Source organism: Variovorax sp. N23 (assembly GCF_025486315.1).
Classification (GTDB): Bacteria; Pseudomonadota; Gammaproteobacteria; order Burkholderiales; family Burkholderiaceae_C; genus Variovorax.
On sequence record NZ_JAOOPY010000001.1, the window covers coordinates 104,298 to 125,508 of the forward strand.

The 21,211-nt window shown below is 70.4% G+C and carries 12 protein-coding genes; 5 read left to right on the forward strand and 7 right to left on the reverse strand.

The window, feature by feature from the left end; translation table 11 throughout:
• Nucleotides 1–7 precede the first annotated feature (7 nt).
• On the forward strand, nt 8–1,204 hold the full coding sequence (gene opgC / locus N8A90_RS00475; RefSeq protein ID WP_262072684.1) for an OpgC domain-containing protein: 1,197 nt from the start codon (nt 8–10) through the stop codon (nt 1,202–1,204).
• On the opposite strand, the gene N8A90_RS00480 is transcribed toward opgC, so the two are convergent.
• Nucleotides 1,188–1,961: an SGNH/GDSL hydrolase family protein gene (locus N8A90_RS00480; RefSeq protein WP_410087622.1), complete on the reverse strand. Its 774-nt coding sequence runs from the start codon at nt 1,959–1,961 to the stop codon at nt 1,188–1,190. The genes opgC and N8A90_RS00480 overlap by 17 nt on opposite strands.
• Before the next feature lie 185 nt (nt 1,962–2,146).
• Between N8A90_RS00480 and N8A90_RS00485 the strand changes: the two genes are divergently transcribed.
• Complete coding sequence (locus tag N8A90_RS00485) at nt 2,147–3,469, forward strand: hypothetical protein (RefSeq protein ID WP_262072686.1); 1,323 nt, start codon at nt 2,147–2,149, stop codon at nt 3,467–3,469.
• Nucleotides 3,470–3,481: 12 nt separating this feature from the next.
• Here N8A90_RS00485 and N8A90_RS00490 read toward each other — a convergent pair whose 3' ends face one another.
• The 5 genes from N8A90_RS00490 to argH form a co-directional block, all read right to left on the reverse strand.
• Nucleotides 3,482–4,981, reverse strand: a complete 1,500-nt coding sequence (locus N8A90_RS00490; RefSeq protein WP_262072687.1) for a rhomboid family protein — start codon at nt 4,979–4,981, stop codon at nt 3,482–3,484.
• Between the two features lie 18 nt (nt 4,982–4,999).
• Nucleotides 5,000–6,376 carry a UDP-glucose dehydrogenase family protein gene (locus N8A90_RS00495; RefSeq protein WP_262072688.1) on the reverse strand — a complete coding sequence of 459 codons (1,377 nt, stop codon included), beginning with the start codon at nt 6,374–6,376 and terminating at the stop codon, nt 5,000–5,002.
• A 7-nt stretch (nt 6,377–6,383) separates the two neighbouring features.
• Nucleotides 6,384–7,355, reverse strand: coding sequence for a UDP-glucuronic acid decarboxylase family protein (locus tag N8A90_RS00500; protein WP_262072689.1), 972 nt, complete (start codon nt 7,353–7,355; stop codon nt 6,384–6,386).
• Between the two features lie 33 nt (nt 7,356–7,388).
• A complete protein-coding gene (locus N8A90_RS00505; RefSeq protein ID WP_262072690.1) occupies nt 7,389–8,231 on the reverse strand; it encodes a glycosyltransferase family 2 protein in 843 nt (280 codons plus the stop codon).
• A gap of 214 nt (nt 8,232–8,445) precedes the next feature.
• Nucleotides 8,446–9,843, reverse strand: coding sequence for an argininosuccinate lyase (argH, locus tag N8A90_RS00510; protein ID WP_262072691.1), 1,398 nt, complete (start codon nt 9,841–9,843; stop codon nt 8,446–8,448).
• A 49-nt stretch (nt 9,844–9,892) separates the two neighbouring features.
• Here argH and N8A90_RS00515 point away from each other — a divergent pair, with 49 nt between their 5' ends.
• From N8A90_RS00515 to N8A90_RS00525, 3 genes are read left to right on the forward strand one after another with little or no spacing between them, the layout of a single operon-like run.
• Complete coding sequence (locus N8A90_RS00515; protein WP_410087606.1) at nt 9,893–10,969, forward strand: sensor histidine kinase; 1,077 nt, start codon at nt 9,893–9,895, stop codon at nt 10,967–10,969.
• 32 nt (nt 10,970–11,001) lie between these two features.
• Entirely contained in the window at nt 11,002–11,754 is a 753-nt protein-coding gene (locus N8A90_RS00520) for a LytR/AlgR family response regulator transcription factor (RefSeq protein WP_262072693.1), read from the forward strand.
• Complete coding sequence (locus N8A90_RS00525; protein WP_410087607.1) at nt 11,751–12,992, forward strand: AI-2E family transporter; 1,242 nt, start codon at nt 11,751–11,753, stop codon at nt 12,990–12,992. Before N8A90_RS00520 ends, N8A90_RS00525 begins: the two co-directional genes overlap by 4 nt.
• Before the next feature lie 12 nt (nt 12,993–13,004).
• Here the strand turns inward: N8A90_RS00525 and N8A90_RS00530 are convergent, their stop codons facing one another.
• Nucleotides 13,005–21,209 carry a GH36-type glycosyl hydrolase domain-containing protein gene (locus N8A90_RS00530; protein ID WP_262072694.1) on the reverse strand — a complete coding sequence of 2,735 codons (8,205 nt, stop codon included), beginning with the start codon at nt 21,207–21,209 and terminating at the stop codon, nt 13,005–13,007.
• Nucleotides 21,210–21,211: the final 2 nt, after the last annotated feature.

Sequence of the window (21,211 nt, forward strand, 5' to 3'; positions counted from 1 at the left end):
CCTGCCGATGACGGCCGCACCGCCTTCTGCTGCCGCCGAGCGGCCTGCCTCGACGCGCTACTGGGAGGTCGACGCCCTGCGCGGCCTGATGCTGGTGCTGATGACGTTGACGCACCTGCCGTCGCGGCTGACCGACCCGCTGGGCCAGCCCTTCGGCTTCGTGTCGGCGGCCGAGGGCTTCGTGCTGCTGTCGGCCTTCATGGCCGGGCTGGTCTACACCCGCACCGCCTACCGCGACGGCGTCGACGCGATGCGCCGCGCCTTCTGGCAGCGTGCGCTCAAGATCTACATGGCGCAGGCGGCCACGCTGCTGTTCCTGTTCACCATCATCGCGGCGCTCGGCCTGCGCATCGACCAGCCGGCCGTCAAGGACCTCATGTCCTACTACCTGACGCAGCCGCGCCACGCCTTCCTCTACAGCCTGGCCCTGGTCTACGAGCCGCCGCTGCTGGACATCCTGCCGATGTACATCTTCTTCATGCTGCTGAGCCCGTGGGTGCTGGCCTTCTCGCTGCGGCACGGCTGGGCGGCGGTGGCGCTGGCCAGCACGGGCGTGTGGGCGGCGGCGCAGTTCGGCTTCAGCGAATGGATCTACGCGGGGGTGGTGCGCTGGACCGGGCTGCCGGTGCCGTTCCAGGAGATGGGCGCCTTCAACGCCTACGCCTGGCAGTTTCTCTGGTTCATGGGGCTCTGGTTGGGCGCCAGCCGCAGCGCACCCGGTGCACGGCCGCTGCGGCTGCCGCACTGGCTGCTGCTGGGCGCCGCAGCCATCGCGCTCTACGGCCTCTACTGGCGTCATCACGGCCCCGACGGGCAGGCGCCCTTCGGCGGCGACGCGCAGCTCAACCTGCTGTTCGACAAGTGGCTGCTCGGGCCGCTGCGCCTGGTGAACCTGGTGGCGCTGGGCGCGCTCGCGATCGGCTTCGGCCCGGCCCTGATGCGGCGCCTGCCGCGGCTGCACGGGCTGGAGGCGATGGGCTCGGCGTCGCTCCCGGTGTTCTGCGCGCACCTCGTCGCGGTGCTGCTGGTGCTGGCCTTCTACGGCAGCAGCCAGACCGCGCGGCCGCCGTGGGGCGACGCGCTGCTGCTGGCGGTGGTCTTCGCGGCCCTCTACGCGGTGGCGCGCGCCACGCTGTGGATCGACGCACGCAAGGCTGCGCGGGCGCGGATCAAGGACGCGCAGCCTGTCAGGGATTCGGCCTGAGGGCCGCGGCGGGCACGGCCAGCACGGCCGGCGCTGCCACATGCGCGCCGATGACCGATTGCCACAGCCGGTAGCCGGCCTCGTTCATGTGCAGCCGGTCGCCCAGGAAGAGTTCGGCACGCGGGCGACCGTCCTCGCCGATCATCGGCGTGAACGTGTCGATGTAGTCGGCGTTGGTCATCGTGTGGATGTAGGCCGCGATCATGGCGTTGGTGCTGCGGATCTGGGGCAGCAGCGCCTCGCGCGAGGGGCTGGGCTTGACCGAGATGTAGCTGATGCGCGCGCCCGGCAGCGCTTCGCGCACCGTGTTGGCGAAGCGCGCGAAGCTCTCCATCACCTGCATCGGCGTGCGGCCTTCGGCCAGGTCGTTGTCGCCGGCGTAGACCAGCACATGGCGCGGCTTGTAGCGCACCACCAGGTCACGGGCGAACAGGCTGCAGTCGGCCATGGTCGAGCCGCCGAAGCCGCGGTTGATGACCACCGGCGACTGACGGAAATCCTGTGCCAGGTGCTTCCAGAAGCGGATGGTGGAGCTGCCCACGAACAGCACGCCGTCGGTCGCGGGCGGATTCTCCCTGTCGGCGTTCGCGAAGGCGGCGAGCGAACCCTGCCAGCGGGCCATCGCGGCCTGGTATTCGGGCGAGGGCGCCACCGCCAGCGCCGCAGGCGGCACCAGGCGCGGCTCGGTCTGCGCCGCGGCGCCTGTGCCGAACGCGAGGGCGAGACACAGAACAGGGAGGGAGACGGCGGCTTTCATCGAGGGCATGGCATTCGGACAACGCGTGGGAGCGGCGTGAGGTTGGCAAGTTTCGCGCCACGCGGCCAGAAATGGCCATCGGCGTGCAGGCGCGCGGCGTACACGCAACAGCGGCACCGCTCCGGCGCCGTCTGAAACAAGTTGAAACCTATACTGCGCAGCAGTTTTCGGAAGGACCGTCCGCCATGTCTTCACCCGCGCCCGCGACGCCGCGTCCTTTCTGGCACCGGCTCAACACCTTCTTTGCGTTCCCGTTCCAGCTGCGGCCGCTGGCCTATGCGCTCGTGCTGTCGCTGTGCAGCCTGCTCGCGCAGGTACTGTTCTTCCTTCCGCAGGTGCTGGCGATCGCCCTGGTCGAACTCGGCATCCTGCTGGCGGCCAGCCGCTACGGCTTCCGCGTCATCGCGCTGGGCTCCCGCGGCATCGTGCGCGCCAGCGACTTCCCGGGCGAACTCGACGACGACTGGACGAACCTGCCCTGGAAGCTGTTCGCCGTGTCGCTGGTGCAGGGCTTCATCGTCGGCGGTCTGGGGCTGCTGAGCCCGGTGCTCGCCACGGTGGGGCTGTTCGCGCTGTCCTTCCTGTTCCCGGCGACGGTCATCGTGCTGGTGCAGTCGTGCAGCTTCTGGCAGTCGCTCAACCCCACCTTTCTCTGGATGACGGTGCGGGCCATCGGCTGGCCCTATGCGCTGCTGTGTCTGTTCCTCTTCCTGCTCAGCACCGGCGCGCAACTGGCGCTCGCGATGGTGCTTCCGGCCATCAGCCCGTGGCTGGCGCTGCCGATCTTCAACTTCCTGCTCATCTACTTCAGCTGGGTCATGGCGAGCCTGCTGGGCTACGTGATGTACCAGAACCATGTCGAACTGGGCATCGACCTGCTGCCCGGCGCCGGTGCCGACGAGCACGAAGCCGACCGTCGCACCCCGGCGCAGATCGCGCGCGATGCGGACGATGCCGAGGTCGCACAGTTGGTGACCGACGGCGACGTGATCGGCGCCCTGGCGCTGGCCTACGAGACGCAGCGCACCGCACCCGACGACCTGGCCGCGCAGCGCCGCTACCACCGCGTGCTGCTGCTCGCGCCCGAGAAGTTGCCTACGCTGCTGGACCATGCACGCCGCTTCGTCCCGCTGCTGATGCGTCGCGATCTGGCGTCCGAAGCGCTCAAGGTGGCGCGCACCTGCGCCGAACGCGACGCCGCCTTTCAGATCGACGACGGCGACACGGTGCTGGCCTTCGCCCGGCTCGAATGGCGCGGCGGCGACGCGCGCGCGGCGCTGGCCTGGCTCAAGGGCTTCGACAAGCGCTTCCGTGGCCACGTCGCCATTCCGCAGGTCTACGAGCTGGCCGCGCGCGTGCTGGTCGAAGGTCTGGCCCGTGCCGACATGGCCAAGCCGATCCTCGCCGTGCTGGAGGCGCGCCACCCCGAGGCGCCGCAGACGCAGGAGGTGCGCTGGTTGCTGCGCGACCGCGGTGCGCCTGCTGCGCCCCTGGCGCCCGCAGCCTGACCCGTCAACCGTTCAGCCGGGTGACGCGGGCGGTGGCGCCTGCTGCTGCAGCGTGCGCGTGACCATCTCGTTCGGTGCCACGCGCAGCAGGTGCGGCAGCCATTGCTGCGCCTGCGCAGGGCGGCCGGCCTGCAGCAGGCCGTTGGCGCAGACGGTGAGCGTGTCGGCCAGCGCCGGGTGGTCAGGTGCCGTCCTGGCCAGTGCCTGACAGAGGCGCTGCGCGTCCTCGAACTGCCGCGCGCGTGTGAAGCGCCGCGCGAGCCGCGCCATGTCGCCCGGCGACAGCCGCGCACCGGGCCGGGCCTGGTTCAGGTACGTCAGGTAGCTGGCGTGCTGCAGTTCCAGCGTGGCCGGGTCTTGGCGCTGCAACCGGAAGATGTGTTGTGCCGCGCGATGGAAATCGTCGCCGGCCGGTTGCAGGCGCGCCAGGTTGAACCAGGCCCGCAGCGCATCGGCATCGTCCGGCCGGTGGTGCGCGGCGGCGCGCCACTCGGCGCAGGCCGCGTCGAACCTCATCTCCGCGGCCAGCTTGCGCGCCGCGGCGCTGTGCAGCTCGAACGGGTCGGGCGCAGGGGGCAGCACAGGCGCCGGCAGCTCGACCGGGCGCGCCCTTCGCAGATGCATCGCGGCGGCCATCAGCGCCGCGCCGGTCAGCAGGCCGCCCAGGTGGGCCATGTACGCGATGCCCTGGCCGCCGAGCAGGTGCAGCAGCAGCTCGTTCGCGATCCATGCCGGCAGCAGGATCAGCGCCGGCGCCGTGACGTAATTGAAATAGAAGAACAGCTGGTAGAAGAAGCGGATGCGCCGCAGCCGGTAGAGCACCGCGTACATGCCCATCAACGCCGACACCGCGCCCGATGCACCCAGCCCGATGCTGCCCTTGCCGGCATAGGCCCAGCCCGCGAGCAGTGCGGCGCCGACGGCACCGAGCAGGTAGAAGGCCAGGTAGGTGCCGCGGCCCAGTGCGAGCTCGACCGAGAAGCCGAACAGGAAGAGGAACAGCATGTTGCCCAGCAGGTGGGCCGTGCTGCCGTGCAGGAAGGCGGCGGTGAGCCAGGTCCAGGGCTTGAAGGCGGCGTCGGCGCCGTAGTCCTGCGCCCAGCGGCGCGTGAAGGGCGGCGGCAGCATCTGCTCGTACTGCGCGCGGTCCTGCTGCCATTGCGCGTGTTGCGGATGGTCGGGCGTGACGACCGCGCCGTTGTGCAGCAGCTTCAGGAAGCGCGGTTCGTGCTGCAGGCCGTCGAGCAGGGGCTCGACCGCCTGGCGCGCGAGCAGCCGACGTGCGCGGTCGGCGTGGGGCGAGCCGGTCTTCGCGAGCCAGTCGACGAAGGCCGGCAGTTCGAGCGCCGGCAGCGAACTGGCCGCATAGAAACGCGCGGCGCGTTCTTCCGCGCGTTCCTCGGCCCGCTGCGGGCCCCAGAACACCACCATGTTCAGCACGATCAGCAGGACCGTGACCCATGGCGGGTTGCGCCAGCTCGGCCGGTTCTCCAGCGGGATCGCGTAGAACACGGCGCGCGAGCGGCCCGATCAGGCGGCGTGCAGGCTGTTGCGGCCGATGCCGTGGTAGATCACGCCAGCCGCCTTCATGAGGGCCGGCTCGTACAGGTTGCGGCCGTCGAACACCACCGGCGACTTCATCGTTGTCTTCAGCCGCTCGAGGTTCGGACTGCGGTAGGCCTTCCACTCGGTGACGATGATGAGCGCATCGGCGCCGTCGACGGCGGCCATCGGCGACTTGGCGTAGCTGATGCGGTCGAGCAACTGCGGCGCGTCGGCGAAGTCGAGCGCGAGCACGCGTTGCGTTTCCTCGGCCGCGATCGGGTCGTGCGCCACGATGCGTGCGCCGGCACGCAGCAGCGCGCCGATGACCACGCGGCTCGGTGCCTCGCGCATGTCGTCGGTGTTGGGCTTGAACGCCAGGCCCCACAGCGCGAAGCAGTGCTTGCTCAGGTCCTGGCCGAAGCGGGCGAAGACCTTGTCGGTCAGCACGGTCTTCTGCTCGTCGTTGACCGCTTCGACCGACTCCAGCACGCGCAGCGTCTGGCCGTTCTCGCGGGCGATGCGGGTCAGCGCCTGGATGTCCTTCGGGAAGCAGCTGCCGCCGTAGCCGGTGCCGGCGTACAGGAAGCTGTAGCCGATGCGCGGGTCGGCGCCGATGCCCTGGCGAACGGCCTCGATGTCGGCGCCCACGCGGTCGGCCAGGTTGGCCAGCTCGTTCATGAAGCTGATGCGGGTCGCCAGCATCGCGTTGGCCGCGTACTTCGTGAACTCGGCGGAGCGCACGTCCATCACGCGGGTGCGTTCGTGGTTGCGGTTGAAGGGCGCGTAGAGCTCGCGCATGGATGCCAGCGCACGGCGGCCGTTGTCGTCGCCGGACACGCCGATCACGATGCGGTCGGGGCGCATGAAGTCGTCGACGGCCGCGCCTTCCTTCAGGAATTCGGGGTTGCTCACCACCGAGAAGCCGAGATCGCTGCGGCCGCGCTTGTCGAGCTCTTCCTGGATGGCGGCGCTCACCTTGTCGGCGGTGCCCACCGGCACCGTCGACTTGTCGACGACGACCTTGAAGCTCTCCATGTAGCGGCCGATGTTGCGGGCCGCGGCCAGCACGTACTGCAGGTCGGCGCTGCCGTCTTCGTCGGGGGGCGTGCCCACGGCGATGAACTGGATGTCGCCGTGCGCCACCGAGGCCTGGATGTCGGTCGAGAAGTCGAGCCGGCCGGCCTCGACGTTGGACTGGACCACGCCCTCGAGGCCCGGTTCGTAGATGGGAATGCCGCCGTCCTTGAGGATGGCGATCTTGCGCGGGTCGACGTCCAGGCAGAAGACGTGGTTGCCGATGTCTGCCAGGCAGGCGCCCGTGACGAGGCCGACGTAGCCGGTGCCGATGATCGAAACGTTCATGGGAGTGTCAGACGGTTGCGGGTTCGGTGAGGATCTTGTCGAAGTAGGCGATGGTCTTCTTCAGACCTTCGTCGAGCTGCGTCTGGGGCGTCCAGCCGCCGAGCTCCTTCTGTGCGATCGTGATGTCGGGGCGGCGCTGCTTCGGGTCGTCCGACGGCAGCGGCAGGCGCACCAGCTTGCTCTTCGAGCCGGTCAGCTCGATCACCTTGTTGGCCAGCTCCAGCATCGAGAACTCGCCGGGGTTGCCGATGTTGACCGGGCCGGGGAACTCGTCGCCGGTGGCCATCATGCGCAGCATGGCTTCGATCAGGTCGTCGGCGTAGCAGAAGCTTCGCGTCTGGTTGCCGTCGCCGTAGATCGTGATGTCCTCGCCCTTGAGCGCCTGCACGATGAAGTTCGACACCACCCGGCCGTCGTTCGCATGCATGCGCGGGCCGTAGGTGTTGAAGATGCGCACGACCTTGATGCGCAGCTGGTGCTGGCGGTGGTAGTCGAAGAACAGGGTTTCGGCGCAGCGCTTGCCTTCGTCGTAGCAGCTGCGGATGCCGATCGGGTTGACCCGACCCCAGTACGCTTCGTACTGCGGATGCACCTCGGGGTCGCCGTAGACCTCGCTGGTCGACGCCTGCAGGATCTTGGCGCGCACGCGCTTGGCCAGGCCCAGCATGTTGATGGCGCCGTGCACGCTGGTCTTGGTGGTCTGGACCGGGTCGTGCTGGTAGTGCACCGGCGAGGCGGGGCAGGCCAGGTTGAAGATCTCGTCGACCTCGACGTACAACGGGAAGGTCACGTCATGGCGCATCAGCTCGAAGCGCGGGTGGTCGAGCAGGTGCTCCACGTTGCGCTTGGTGCCGGTGAAGAAGTTGTCGACGCAGAGCACGTCGTGGCCCTGTTCGATCAGGCGGTCGCACAGGTGGCTGCCGAGAAAACCGGCGCCGCCGGTGACCAGGATTCGCTTCGAGGCGTTGTATTGGCGCATGGGCGAAGTCACTCCAAAAATGGGAAAAGAGAATCAGGGGGCGCGCTGCATGCGCTGCTCGTACATCTTCGCGTCGACCAGCATGCGGAACCACAGGGCCTGGAAGAACGCGAAGTAGAAACCGATGGTGCCATCGAGGAAGCCGAGCCGGAACACGTAGCGGTAGATGAAATAGCTCAGCGCCCGCGCGCCCACGGGAAGCCGGTAGTACAGCTCCTTGATGTAGCGCGTGCGCTCGCGCGAATCGCCCAGCAGGCGTGGCTGCAGCACGCCTTCGGCGGGCGCGTGGCGGGGGGCGAGCTTTTCCTTGGCCTCGGCGTCGCTCCAGCGGTTGTGGCTGGCGATCCAGTCGGCCAGCCTGGCCGAGTTCTTGTCGTGCATGAAGCCCGAGAGGCGCCCGGGCCTGGCGGGGCTGATGAAGTGCTGGTCGTACAGGCGCGCTTCGCAGCGCCCTTTGCCGGAGCGGAACAGGCGCAGGTGCCACGGGTTGACGCCGCTGAAGCGCAGCATCTTGCCCATGAAATAGTCGCGTCGCCGCAGCAGGTAGGCGTCATGGTCGGGCGTGCCGGCCATCAGTGCGCGGATCTCTTCCACGGCGCGGTCGTCGAGCACCTCGTCGGCGTCGAGGTGCAACTGCCACTCGAAGTCCTGCTCGACCTGCGAGATGGCCCAGTTGCGCTGGTCGCTGTAGTTGCTGAAGGGCCGTTGCACCACGGTGCAGCCCAGCGCCGCGAGCAGTTCAGGGCTGCCGTCCTTGGAAAAGGAGTCGACCGCGAAGACCCGCGGGCTCACTTTCAGCGCCTGGGCCACCGTCTCCGGAATGATCTCGGCGGAGTTGAAGGTCAGGATGACGACGACGCAGCGGGAGGGTTCCATGGGGTTCGGGGCATCGCGCAGTTCAGGCAGAACGAGGGGGCGCGAGGAGTGGGGGAACGCCAAACTTTAGCACCAACTTCTTACTTTTCGACCCGCCTAGTCCGATTGGACAGGGTTGGATAGGCGCGTAAACACCGAAAAAAGTCACAAATGTGAACTGCGCGATTGGCCAGGGGGCTGGGGGCCGGCGTGGCCGCCGCCCGGCCGGCGCTGGTCAGCCCAGGCGCGCGCGGTGCCGCGCCACCTGGGCCCGGACCTGCGCCGGCGCGGTGCCGCCCAGCACGTTGCGCGCATTCAGCGAGCCGCGCAGGCTCAGCACGTCGTACACGTCCTTCTCGATCGACGGATTGAACTGCTGCAGCACGGTCAGCGGCAACTCGGAGAGGTCGACCTGGTGCGAAATGGCCGCCTTCACCGCGTGCGCCACCGTTTCGTGCGCGTCCCGGAAGGGCAGGCCCTTCTTGACCAGGTAGTCGGCCAGGTCGGTGGCGGTGGCATAGCCCTTGAGCGCGGCGCGTTCCATCGCTTCGGGCTTGACCGTGATGCCGCCGACCATCTCCGCGAAGATGCGCAGCGTGTCCTTGAGCGTGTCGACGGTGTCGAACAACGGTTCCTTGTCTTCCTGGTTGTCCTTGTTGTAGGCCAGGGGCTGACCCTTCATCAGGGTGATCAGCCCCATCAGGTGGCCGACCACGCGGCCGGTCTTGCCGCGCGCGAGTTCCGGCACGTCCGGGTTCTTCTTCTGCGGCATGATCGAACTGCCGGTCGTGAAGCGGTCGGCGATCTGGATGAAGCTGAAGTTCTGGCTCATCCACAGGATCAGCTCCTCGCTGAAGCGGCTGATGTGCACCATGCACAGGCTGGCCGCGGCGGTGAACTCGATGGCGAAGTCGCGGTCGCTCACGGCGTCCAGGCTGTTCTGGCACACGCCGTCCATGCCCAGCGTCCTGGCGACCAGCTCGCGGTCGAGCGGGTAGCTGGTGCCGGCCAGCGCGGCGGCGCCCAGCGGCAGGCGGTTCAGGCGCTTGCGCACGTCGACCAGGCGCTCGGCGTCGCGGCTGAACATCTCCACGTAGGCCAGCATGTGGTGGCCGAAGCTCACCGGCTGCGCCACCTGCAGGTGGGTGAAGCCCGGCAGGATCACCTCGACGTTCTTCTCCGCGATGTCGACCAGCGCCCTCTGCAGGTCGACCAGCAGGCCGCCGATCAGGTCGATCTCGCTGCGCAACCACAGGCGCACGTCGGTCGCGACCTGGTCGTTGCGGCTGCGGCCGGTGTGCAGGCGCTTGCCGGCGTCCCCGACCAGCTGGGTCAGGCGGGCCTCGATGTTGAGGTGCACGTCTTCGAGGTCGAGCTTCCAGTCGAAGGTGCCCGATTCGATTTCGTTGCGGATCTGCGTCAGCCCGCTTTCGATCGCGGCCAAGTCCTGCGTGCCGATGATCTTCTGGGCGGCGAGCATGCCGGCATGCGCCAGGGACCCCTCGATGTCCGCCTGCCACAACCGCTTGTCGAAGAACACGCTGGCGGTGTAGCGCTTGACGAGGTCGCTCATGGGTTCGGAGAACAGGGCCGACCAGGCTTCGGATTTCTTGTCGAGTTGGTTTTGGGTCATGGAAGGCCTTGGCAAGGCAATAATGGTTCGGTTACCCGATGTGTCTGTGATGCGCAACCCGTCGATTTTATCGGCCACCTCTTCGACGCCTTCGTCGCCTGCGCGGTCTGCGGTCCGCGGGCCTTCGCGCGCCGGAACCGGGGGGCTGTTCGACGCCTGCCAGATCGGGGTGGTGCTGCGCACCGTGCTGCTGGTGGAGGCCGTGGTGGCGGTCGCGACGCTCTTCGTCGGCGCCACACCCGGCGAGTGGCTGGTGCTGGCCGCGACGGTCACCGGCGGTGCCTTGCCCGCCACGCTGCTCTGGCTGGTGGCGGCCTGCGCCCTCAAGAAGATCCTGGCGCGCCTGTCGCGCCCCGCGCAGTACGCGGCGGGCGCCACGCTGGGGGCGCTGTCGGCCCTGTATGGCTGCGCCTTGCTCTGGCTGACCGGCGTGGTGGCGACGGCGCCCTGGGTCGCCAGTGCGGCGGCCGGCGCGATGTTCGCGGCCGTGATCATGGCGGCCCTGGTGCTGCGCGCCCGCGGCCAGACCCCCGCTGCCGTGACGGCGCGGCTGGAAGAACTGCAGGCCCGCATCCGGCCGCACTTCCTCTTCAACACCCTCAACAGCGCGATCGCCCTGGTGCGCGAGGAACCGGCCAAGGCCGAGGCCATGCTGGAAGACCTGAGCGAGCTGTTCCGCCGCGCGCTGGCCGACCCGGACGAATCGGTCACGCTGGCCGACGAGATCGCCCTGGCCGAACGCTACCTGGCGATCGAGCAGGTGCGCTTCGGCGATCGGCTGCGCATCCGCTGGGACATCGACCCGGCCGCCAACGCGGCGCGGCTGCCGCCGCTCTTGCTGCAGCCGCTGGTGGAGAACGCGGTGAAGCACGGCGTGGAGCCCAGCCCCGAGGGCGCCAAGCTGCGCATCCGCACCGAGCGGCGCGGCGGCATGGTGGTGATCGAGGTGGTCAACAGCCTGCCGCCGCTGCGCTGGGCCGACCAGCCGCTGCCGCGCGGCCACGGCATCGCGCTGGCGAACGTGCGCGACCGGCTGCGCCTGCTGCACGACATGCAGGCCCAGTTCAGTGCCGGGCTCGAACAGAAGAATTACCGCGTGCGGATCGTGATCCCGGTGGGTTCATGAGTTCAGCCGGTTCGCCGCGACGAGGAGACCACATGGCCCTGAGAACCCTGATCGTCGACGACGAGGCGCTGGCGCGATCCCGCCTGCGCACGCTGCTGGGCGACTGCACGTCGCCCGCGGCCGAGGTGGTCGCCGAGGCGTCGCACGCCGAGCAGGCGCTGCAACATCTCGACCGGCTCGCGCTCGACCTGGTGCTGCTCGACATTCACATGCCGGGCATGGACGGCGTCGACCTCGCGCGCCAGCTGCACGGCCGGCCGGGCGCGCCGGCCATCGTGTTCGTCACGGCGCACGCGGCGCATGCCGTGACGGCCTTCGAGCTGGACGCGGTCGACTACCTGACCAAGCCGGTGCGCGTCGAGCGGCTGCAGCAGGCGCTGCAGAAGGCCGAGCGCCATCTGAAGGACCGACGCGGCGCGGCGGCCGACGCGCCGCCGGCGGAGCACCTGCTCATCCAGGACCGCGGCCGCACCGAGCGCGTGCCGCTGGCCGAGGTGCTCTACCTCAAGTCCGAGTTCAAGTACCTCACGGTGCGCACCGCGACGCGCAGCCACATCCTCGATGGCTCGCTGGCGGAGTTCGAGGAGCGCTACCCGAGGCGCTTCGTGCGCGTTCACCGCAACGCGCTGGTGGCGCGTGCAGCGATCCGTTCGCTGGGCAAGCACGACGACGGCGAAGACGCCGAGGGCTGGGCGCTGCGGCTCGAGGGCGTGCCGGAGCCGGTGGTTGTTTCGCGGCGCCAGTTGGCGGCCGTGCGTGAAGCGTTGAAGGAATCCTCATCATGACCACGAACGTCGGCACATTGCCGGACGCAGAGCCGACCGAGCCGCCCGCCGTTCCCGTGCCGACGCCGGAAGGCACCACCGACGAGGAGCGCCGCGAACTGAAGGCGCTGGCCATGGCCGAGGCCGTGAAGGAAGAGCGCGAGCGCGTGCTGCTGCAGATGCCGGTGGACGTGCGCAGTGCGTCGCTGGTCGTGGTGGCCGCGCTGGCCTCCATCTTCGCGCTGCACTGGGCGCAGGCCGTGTTCATCCCGCTGATGCTGAGCCTGATCCTCACCTACGCGCTGTCGCCGCTGGTCGACCGCCTGGAGCGCTGGCGCCTGCCGCGGGCCCTGGGGGCGGCGCTCATCCTGCTGGGCATCGGCGGCGCCTTCGGCTGGACCGGCTATTCGCTCTCGGGCAGCGCGGCGCAACTGGTCGACTCGCTGCCGGTGGCCGCGCAGAAGCTGCGCCTGGCCGTCACCCGCGGGCCGCGCGACAACGCCAGCGCGCTCGACACCGTGCAGAAAGCCGCCGCACAGCTGGAGCAGGCCGCCGCCGCCGCGCCCGCCATCCGCCGGGGCGTGCAGCGCGTGATCGTCGAGCGCCCGCCCTTCAACGTGCGCGACTACCTCTGGAGCGGCACGGTCGGGCTCGTCACTGCCGCCGGGCAGCTCACGCTGGTGGCCTTCCTCACCTTCTTCGCGCTGTGTTCGGGTACCACCTTCCGGCGCAAGCTGGTCAAGATCACCGGCCACAGCCTCGAGAAGAAGAAGATCACGGTGCACGTGCTCGACGACGTCACCAGCCACATCGAGCGCTACCTGCTCGTGCAGATCGGCAGCAGCGCACTGGTCGGCGTGGCCACCGGCCTGGCGTTCTGGGCGCTGGGCCTGGAGAACGCCGCCGTGTGGGGCATCCTGGCGGCGGTCACCAACCTGATCCCCTACGTCGGCTCGATCATCGTCATGGGCGCCTCGGCGCTGGTCGCCTTCCTGCAGTTCAACGGGGTCGAGATGGCGTTGATCATCGGCGGCACGTCGCTGCTCATCCACACGCTGGTCGGCAACCTGCTGGTGCCCTGGCTCACCAGCCGCACCAGCCGCATGAACCCCGTGGCCGTCTTCATCGGCGTGATCTTCTGGGGCTGGATCTGGGGCATCTGGGGCCTGCTGCTGGGCATCCCGATCATGATGATCGTGAAGTCGATCTGCGACCGCGTCGAAGACCTGCAGCCGATCGGGGAGTTGCTGGGGGATTGATCGCGCGCGGCGTCAGTCGCCGTCGCTCACCGACAGCCAGACGGTATCGGGCCGGTCGGCCGAAGGCGCGCCCTCGGTGTCCTCGCTGCGCAGCGAGCGCCAATCGATCCAGCTGCCCGGCGCCAGCGCGATGCCCCGCGTTCGGGCGTCGCCCTGCTGCAGCCGAAGCACGCGCCCACCCAGCCGCAGCACCATCTCGAACCCCGGCCAGTGCGACGGCACGCGTGGCGTGATCGACAGCCGGTCACCGCGCACCACCAGCCCCAGCAGCGTCTCGACGGCGGCGCGGTGCAGCCACGCGGCCGAGCCGGTGTACCAGCTCCAGCCGCCGCGCCCGACGTAGGGCGCGGCGCTGTAGATGTCGCCGGCCATCACGTAGGGCTCCAGCTCGTAGGCCGGGCCGCGTTCGGGGTGACGGGCGCGGTGCGCCGGGCTCAGGCCCTCGAAGCTTTCCCACGCGGCTTCGGTGTCACCGGACAACGCCTGCGCCATCAGCGCCCACACGGCGGCGTGTGAATACTGGCCGCCGTTCTCGCGCACGCCCGGCGGGTAGGCCTGGATGTAACCCGGGTTGTTGGCCGAATGCGCGAGCGGCGGATCCAGCAGGCGCAGCAGGCCGGCCTGCGGGTCGTGCAGCTGCGCCTTCATCTCGGCCAGCGCCGGCTGCGTGTGCGCCGCGTCGGAGGCACCCGAGAGCACCGACCAGGCCTGCGCGATGAGGTCGATGCGGCATTCGTCGTTGCTCGCCGAGCCGAGCGGCGCGCCGTTGTCGAAGAAGGCGCGGCGGAACCAGGCGCCGTCCCAGCCCGCCTCGTGCAGGGCCGTGATCCAGCCCTGCCGGGCGATGCGCCAGCGCTCCGCGCGCTCGGCCTCGCCGCGCGCCTCGGCGATCGGCGCGTAGCGCTCGACCACGCTGCAGAGGAACCAGGCCAGCCACACCGATTCGCCCCGGCCTTCGTGGCCGACGCGGTTCATGCCGTCGTTCCAGTCGCCGGTGCCCATCAGCGGCAGGCCGTGCACGCCGACCGCCAGGCTGCGGTCGATGGCGCGCGCGCCGTGCTCGTAGACGCTGGCGGTCTGCGAACTGAGGCGCGGTGCGTAGTAGGCATCCTCGGCCCCGTCGGGGATGCCCGGTCCGTCGATGAAGGGCACCTCGTCGTCGAGCAGGCCGGTGTCGCCCGACACCTCGACGTAGTGCGCCACCGCGTAGGGCAGCCACAGCAGGTCGTCGGAGAAATGCGTGCGCACGCCGGCGCCACCGGGCATGTGCCACCAGTGCTGCACGTCGCCTTCGGGGAACTGGCGCGCCGTGTTGACCACGATCTGCTCGCGCAGCCGTGCCGGGTCGGTCAGCGCGAAGGCCATCGCGTCCTGCAGCTGGTCGCGGAAGCCGAAGGCGCCACCGGCCTGGTAGAAGCCGGCCTTCGACCAGAGCCGGCAGACCAACGTCTGGTAGATCAGCCAGCGGTTGACCAGCGCGTCGAACAGCGGGTCGGGCGTGCGCACCTGCAGCCGGCCGAGCAGGTCGTCCCAGAAGCCGCGGGCGTGGGCCAGCGCCCCGGCCACGTCGCGGGTCTGCCAGCGCTGTGCGAGCGCCACGGCGGCGTCGGCATCGTCGGCCTGGCCGAGCATGAAGCTGAAGGTCGCGTGCTCGCCGACCGCCAGCGTGAATTCACCCGCGATCGCCGCGCAGGCGTCGAGCCCGCTGCCGGCGCGCTGGCCCAGCGTGTCGGGCACTTCGATGCCGCCATGGCCGGCGAAGAACTCGCTGCGCTCGCAGGTCCATTGCGAAGGCGCATCGATGCCGGCGAGGGCGACGAAGGCGGTGCTGCCGCCGAAGCCCGCGCTCGACTCGCGCTGCTGGCCGAACACGGCCGGCAGGTCGTCGCCCTTCCAGCTGTGCACCGTGCGGCGCTCGCCGCGCGCGGCGCCCATCTGCCACTCGACCATGGCCAGGGCGCGCAGGCGGCGCCGGCCGCTGCTTGCGTTGCGCACGGTCACCTGCACCAGCTTCATGCGCTCGTCGCGGTCGGCGAAGAAGGTGGTCTCGAGCACCATGCCGCGGTGCAGGCACTCGAAGACGCTGTAGCCCTGGCCGTGCCGCACGCGGTGCCGTGCGGTGCTGGCGCCGCGGCTGGCGGGTGTCAGCGGCAGCAGCTCGCGCGTGTCCAGGTCCTGCAGCAGGTAGTGCTCGAAGGCCGGGTCCTGGACGGGGTCGTTCGACCACGGCGTCAGCTGGTGCATGCGGCTGTTGACGGCCCAGGTGTAGCCGGTGCCCGACTCCGACACCTGGAAGCCGAAGCCGGCGTTGGCGATCACGTTGACCCAGGGCTTGGGCGTGCGTCGGTCCAGGTCGACCTCGAAGCGGAACTCGCCGCTCGCTGCGTCGAAGCCGCCTTGCGGCGTCTGCGCGCCGTCGTCGATCCGGGTGGGCGGCGGCAGCAATGCGAGTGGCGTGTGAGGCACCGCCGTGGCGGCGCCCGCAGGCGTCGCGGCTTCGCGCAGGCCGGCCACCTGCGCATCGAGCGTGCGGCCATCGGCATTGAAGATGGCGCGCGCGAGGGTCGACAGCGCCGCCCTCTCCGACGGCGCCACCTCGGCGTCGCGCAGCAGGTAGAAGCCGGCGGCGTCGTTGCGCGGAAAGCTGTTCTGCGTCTCGAGGCTCACGCGGCTGCGCACGCCTTCGATCTCGCGCTGCAGCGGCATGAGGTACGAACCCGGTTCGCCGTTGAGCACCACCAGGTCGCAGGCCACGCCGCCGAAGCCCCACCAGGGCTGCGCCCGCAGCAGCGTGTTGACCAGGCCGATGCCGATCATCGAATGGATGCGCACCAGCACGATGGGCTTGTCGCCCGAGATGCCGAAGCGCCAGATCTGCCGCAGGTCGATCGGGCCCCGGTCGCTCATCACGCGCGGCGTGGTGTAGGTGAGGATGGTCGTCAGGTCCTGCAGCGCCCGCGTCTTCACCGGATCGATGGCCAGGTCGCGCAGCCGCACCTGCGCCAGCGTGGCGGCCATGCGCATCGCCCGGTCGACGTGCATCGGCTGCATGTAGCGGTCGATGCGTGGCAGCAGCGTGTCGACGTCCTCGTCCGCCGTGGTCGCGAAGGTGAAGCGTGCCGTCGCGCCCGGCGCGATCTGCAGGCGCACCCGCAGGCAGGCGATCGGGTCGAGTCCGTTGACCGGCGCGCCGGCGACGTCGACCGGTTGGGCCTCGAGCAGGGGCGTCGCCAGCGTGTGGTTGCGGCCGATGAAGGCGCGTCGGTCGGTCAGGCAGTCGACCGACAGCACATGCGCATCGGTCGAGGCCAGGAAATGCGCCACGACCACCACCGCGTCGCCCTGCAGCCGCGGCTTGCGCGACAGGATCAGGGCGCGCAGCGACGGCTCCCAGCGCGTCTGGACGAACAGGTTGGCGAAGGCCGGATGCGCCTCGTCGGCCTTAGGCAGGGACAGCACCGGCTCGAAGTAGGACACGAGTTCCAGCGTGCGCGCCGTGTCGCCGCTGTTGTGCAGGGTGACGGTGCGCAGCTCGGTGTCGTCCTCCGGGCTGATGAGCACGGTGATGCGGGTCTGCAGGCCGGCACCGCTCGCCTCGAACTGGGCCTGGTCGGCCAGGAAGCGGGTGCGGTAGGTCCAGCCCGGGCCCGGCGCGGGCAGGGCCGTGAGCGAGGTGGGCGCCAGCTGCCCGACGTCGCGCACGAAGAAGAAGGTGCCGTGGCCGTCGCGCAGCGGGTCGTCGCGCCAGCGCGTCACGTTGAAGGCGTGCCAGCGACTCACGCCGGCACCGTTGGCGCGCAGCGCCACGGTGTAGCGGCCGTTCGACAGCAGGTGCGTGGGCTGGAAGCCCGACGCCATCGGGTCGACCAGGCGCGGCTGGTGCGACGGCGCTACGTCGGCCGTGCTGGGCTCGGGCGGCGGCCGCGGGTCGGCGCTGCGGATGATCTGGCGTGGCGTGCGCTCGTGCAGCATCGCGGCGTGGGCCTGCACCAGCGGCGCGCTGCCGAACCAGCGTTGCGGCGCACCGCAGCGCAGCACGTTGCACAAGGCCACCAGCGACATGCCCTGGTGGTGCGCCATGAAGTTGCGCACCACGGTCAGCGGCTCGCCCTCGGGCTGCCGCGACAGGGTGAAGTCGACCGCATCGAAGAAGCCGAAGTCGCCCCGGGCGCCGAGCGACTCGAGCCGGCGCAGGTTGGCGACGGCGTCGCCGGGGGCGAACAGCGCGGCCATGGCGCTGGCATAGGGCGCGACCACACGGTCGGCCGGCGGCGTACGGCGCAGCGCGAGCCGGGGCACGCCGAAGGGCGAGTACTGGTAGGCCAGCGAATGGTCGCGCGCGAAGTACGCGGATTCGGACACGCCCCAGGGCAGGCCCTGCGCGCGGCCGAAGGCCTGCTGCTCGCGCACGGCCGCGAGGTTGGCGACCTGCAGCAGCCCGTCGTCGGGCTCGGCCATGACCAGCGCGGGCATCAGGTACTCGAACATCGAGCCCGACCACGATTTCAGTCCCGGCTGTGCGCCCACCGACAGGAAGGGCCGGCCCAGCGCCATCCAGTGGCGGCGCGGCACGTCGCCCTTGGCGATGGCGAGAAAGCTCAGCAGGCGCGATTCGGAGGCGAGCAGGTCGTAGTAGCTCGCGTCGAGCACGTCGTCGTCGACGCGCAGGCCGATGTGGAAGAGATGGCGCTTCGGGTCGTAGAGGCCGCGGAAGTCCATGCCGTGGCACAGCGTCTCGCAGCGCGCGGCGATCGAGCGGAGCGCGTCGCCGGTCGCCGTGTCGGCGGCGTCGGCGGCGTCGGCGCCGGCCGCGAAGCCGCGGCAGGCCTGCGCTACCGCCAGCAGGTGGCCGGCCAGGTTGCCGCTGTCCACGCTCGACACATAGGCCGGCTGCAGCACCGCGAGCGTCTGCGTGTCGTACCAGTTGTAGAGATGGCCGCGGTGCCTGGCGAGGCGGTCGACGCTGTCGAGCGTGGCGGCCAGGCGCGCGGCGAGCGCCGCGTCGTCGAGCCAGCCGAAGTCGCGCGCGCAGCAGCTCGCCAGCAGGTACATGCCGATGTTGGTGGGCGAGGTGCGGTGCGCGAGGCTCGCTTCGGGTTCGAGCTGGAGGTTGTCGGGCGGCAGGTGGTGGTCGGCCGCGCTCACCGCGTGCTCGAAGAAGCGCCAGGTGTCGCGCGCCAGTGTCTCCAGGTAGGCGTGCTGGTCGGCGGGCAAGGCGCCGTGGTCGACCGCCGGCACACGGCTCGCCCACCAGGCGGCGATGGGTGCCAGCGCCCACAGGCCGAAAAGCAGCAGGCCGGCCAGCGGGTGCGGGCTCCACAGCGCGGCGACGGCGAGCGCGATGCACAGCGCGCTGACCGGCATGCCGCCGCGCACGAAAGAGGCCAGCCGGTAGCGCGCCTGCGCCTGCGACTGTGCGGCGGTGGTCCATTCGAGCAGGCGGCGCCGGCTCGCGGCGAGGCGCCAGAGGGCGCGCAGCGTGGCATCGACCAGCAGCCGGGTCTGCGCCGCGAGCTGCGTGAACTGCCAGGCCGCGCCGGCCAGTGCGCGTCCGAGCTCGGTCAGTCCGACCACGAAGAAATGGCGCAGCGCGATCGAGCGGCGCGTGGGCACCAGCCCCGCGAGCGCACCGAGCGACGGCCCGAGGGCGAGCGCCGCGGCCACGGCGCCGAAGGCCCAGGCGAGCGGCAGCGCGTCGGTGAAGACGGTCACGGCGAGCAGCGCAAAGGCGGCCGGCACCACCAGCGCACGCCGCAGGTTGTCGCTCATCTTCCAGAGTCCGAGCGCGTCGATGCCGAAGCGGCCTGCCCGCGCCATCAGCGGCAGCAGTTGCCAGTCGCCGCGGGTCCAGCGGTGGATGCGCGAGGCGGCCACGCCGGCGTGGTGCGGGTGGTCCTCGATCAGCACCAGGTCGCTCACCACCGCGCAGCGCGCGATGCTGCCTTCGATCAGGTCGTGGCTGAGCACCGCGCCGTCGGGCAGGCGGCGGTCGAGCGTGGCGTGCACCGCGCGCACGTTCAGCAGGCCCTTGCCGGTGAAGGAGCCGGTGCCGAACAGGTCCTGGTAGATGTCCGATGCGCCGCTGCTGTACGGGTCGAGCCCGCATTGGCCGGCGAACATCCAGTGGAAGGCCGAGCGCTCCTCGCGCGTCGGGAAGGGCGTGACGACGCGCGGCTGCAGGATGCCGAAGCCGGCGACGACGCGTTGCGTGGTCGGATCGATCTGCGGTGCGTTCAGCGGATGGGCCGCGATCGCGACCAGCTCGCGCAGCGTGCCGGGCGGCAGGCCGGTGTCGCTGTCGAGCGTCAGCACGTAGGCGATGCCATCGGCCAGCCGCAGGCCGGGCGCCATCGGCGCGAAGCCCTCGGCGTCGCCGGCGGCGATCAGGCGCAGCAGCATCTCCAGCTTGCCGCGCTTGCGCTCCCAGCCGATCCAGCGCTGCTCGGTGTCGCTCCAGCGGCGCGGGCGGTGCAGCAGCAGGAAGCGCGGCGGCGCGCCCGTGTCGACCGGGTACGTGGCGTTCAATCGGGCGATGCGCGCGAGCGCGTCGTCGAGCAGCGCGCCGTCGTCGGGTTGCATGGCCTGCGGCGCGTCGGCCCAGTCGGTCAGCAGCGCGAACTGCGCATGCGGCTCGCGGTTCGCGAGCCAATGCAGTTCGAGTCGCTGCGCCAGCTGTTCGTTGGCGTCGACCGAGCCGAGCAGGGTGGGGATGACGACCAGCGCGCGGTGTGCCGCCGGAATGCCCGCGGCGAAGTCCAGCCGCGGCAGGGGCTGCACCCGAGTCGATTCCGCGACGATGCGGTTCACCAGCGCGATCACCGCCTCCGACAGCGGCCACGCCATCAGCAGCAAGGCGACGACCGTCGCGACGCCCGGTTCGTCGCGCCCCGCACGGTGCAGACCGTGGACCACGAGCGCGAGCAGCAGCGCCGTACCGAGTGCGATGCAGCCGAGGTACGTCGGCAGACGCCAGGCCCGTGTCGTGGCGGCGGCCGCGCGTCGTACGGGCGGCCCCGTGTAGGCCACTGCGAGCGCGGCGAGCAGGGCGGCCCGACCCGGGCCGAAGAGGTGGTAGCCGGCCGTGAGGTCGGCACCGGTGCCCGGATCGCGGGGTGCGACGCTCGCCCGGGCCCGCTGCAGCACCGCTTCGGCCACGCTGCGTTCGGTGCGTCCGCTGATGCGCGCCACCTGCTCCATGGCATGCGTGATCTGCTGGCGCGTGAGTTCGCTCTCCTGCGCAAAGCTCGGCAATTCGCGCAGCACCCGTAGCGAACGGCTCACCGGTTCGATCAGGTCGGCCCATTCGACCTGGCCGATCATGCGCAGCGTGGTGATGATGTTGCCGACCGTCAGGTTGGCGGCGGCCTGATCGGTCTGGGCCTGGTCGATCAGCGCCGGTCCGTGGGGGCAGTGGTGTTCGGTCCAGGCGACGAGCGCCGGCGGTCGCGCGGTGCGTTCGCCGGGCAGGCGTTGCCACAGCTGGGTGCAGTAGCTGTGTTCCAGTCCCCGCTCACGGATGGTGGCGAACAGCACGTCGAGGTCGCCCGCCGACAGCGTCTCGGCGCTGTCCCAGACGGCATGCGCCAGCTCGCGCGCCACCTTGTTCTGCGCGATGCTCTCCGCCACGCGGCGCAGGTTCTCCAGCAGCACCACGCGCAGGGTGGTGGGCAGTGCCCACAGCTCGCCCAGCGTGAGTTCGTCGACGTCCTGGTAGGCGTCGAGGAAGGCGGTGAAGAGATCGCTGTTGAGCACGCTGTCGGTGTGCGCGACGTACGCCCACGCGATGCCGTAGACGCGCGGCAACCCGGCCAGCGGTGCTTCGGCCAGCTTCGGCAGGCGTGCGTAATAGCTGCGCGGCACGCCTTCGCGGATCTGCTGGAGTTGCGCCTCGACCAGATGGAAGTTGTCGAGCAGCCACTCGGCCGCAGGCGACACGTAGCGTCCGCTCTGCGAAATCAGCGCGATGTAGTCGAAGGCGCCGCGCAGCGACGCCAGGTTCTCGTCGACGCGGGGGAAGAAGGGCGCATTGCCGCGCGCGGGGCCCTGCGCCTCGACCGGCTGCGCGCGGGCGAGGCTGCGCCCATGCTGGCGGAAGCGCTGCAGGCCGAAAAGTTCGGCGCGGATGGGGGGCTGGACCGGCGCGTGCGGCCGGTTGAGGAGCTGGCGGGCGTAGTCGCTGAGCGAAGCGAGGCGGTCGATCACCGCGGTGTCGCTCACCG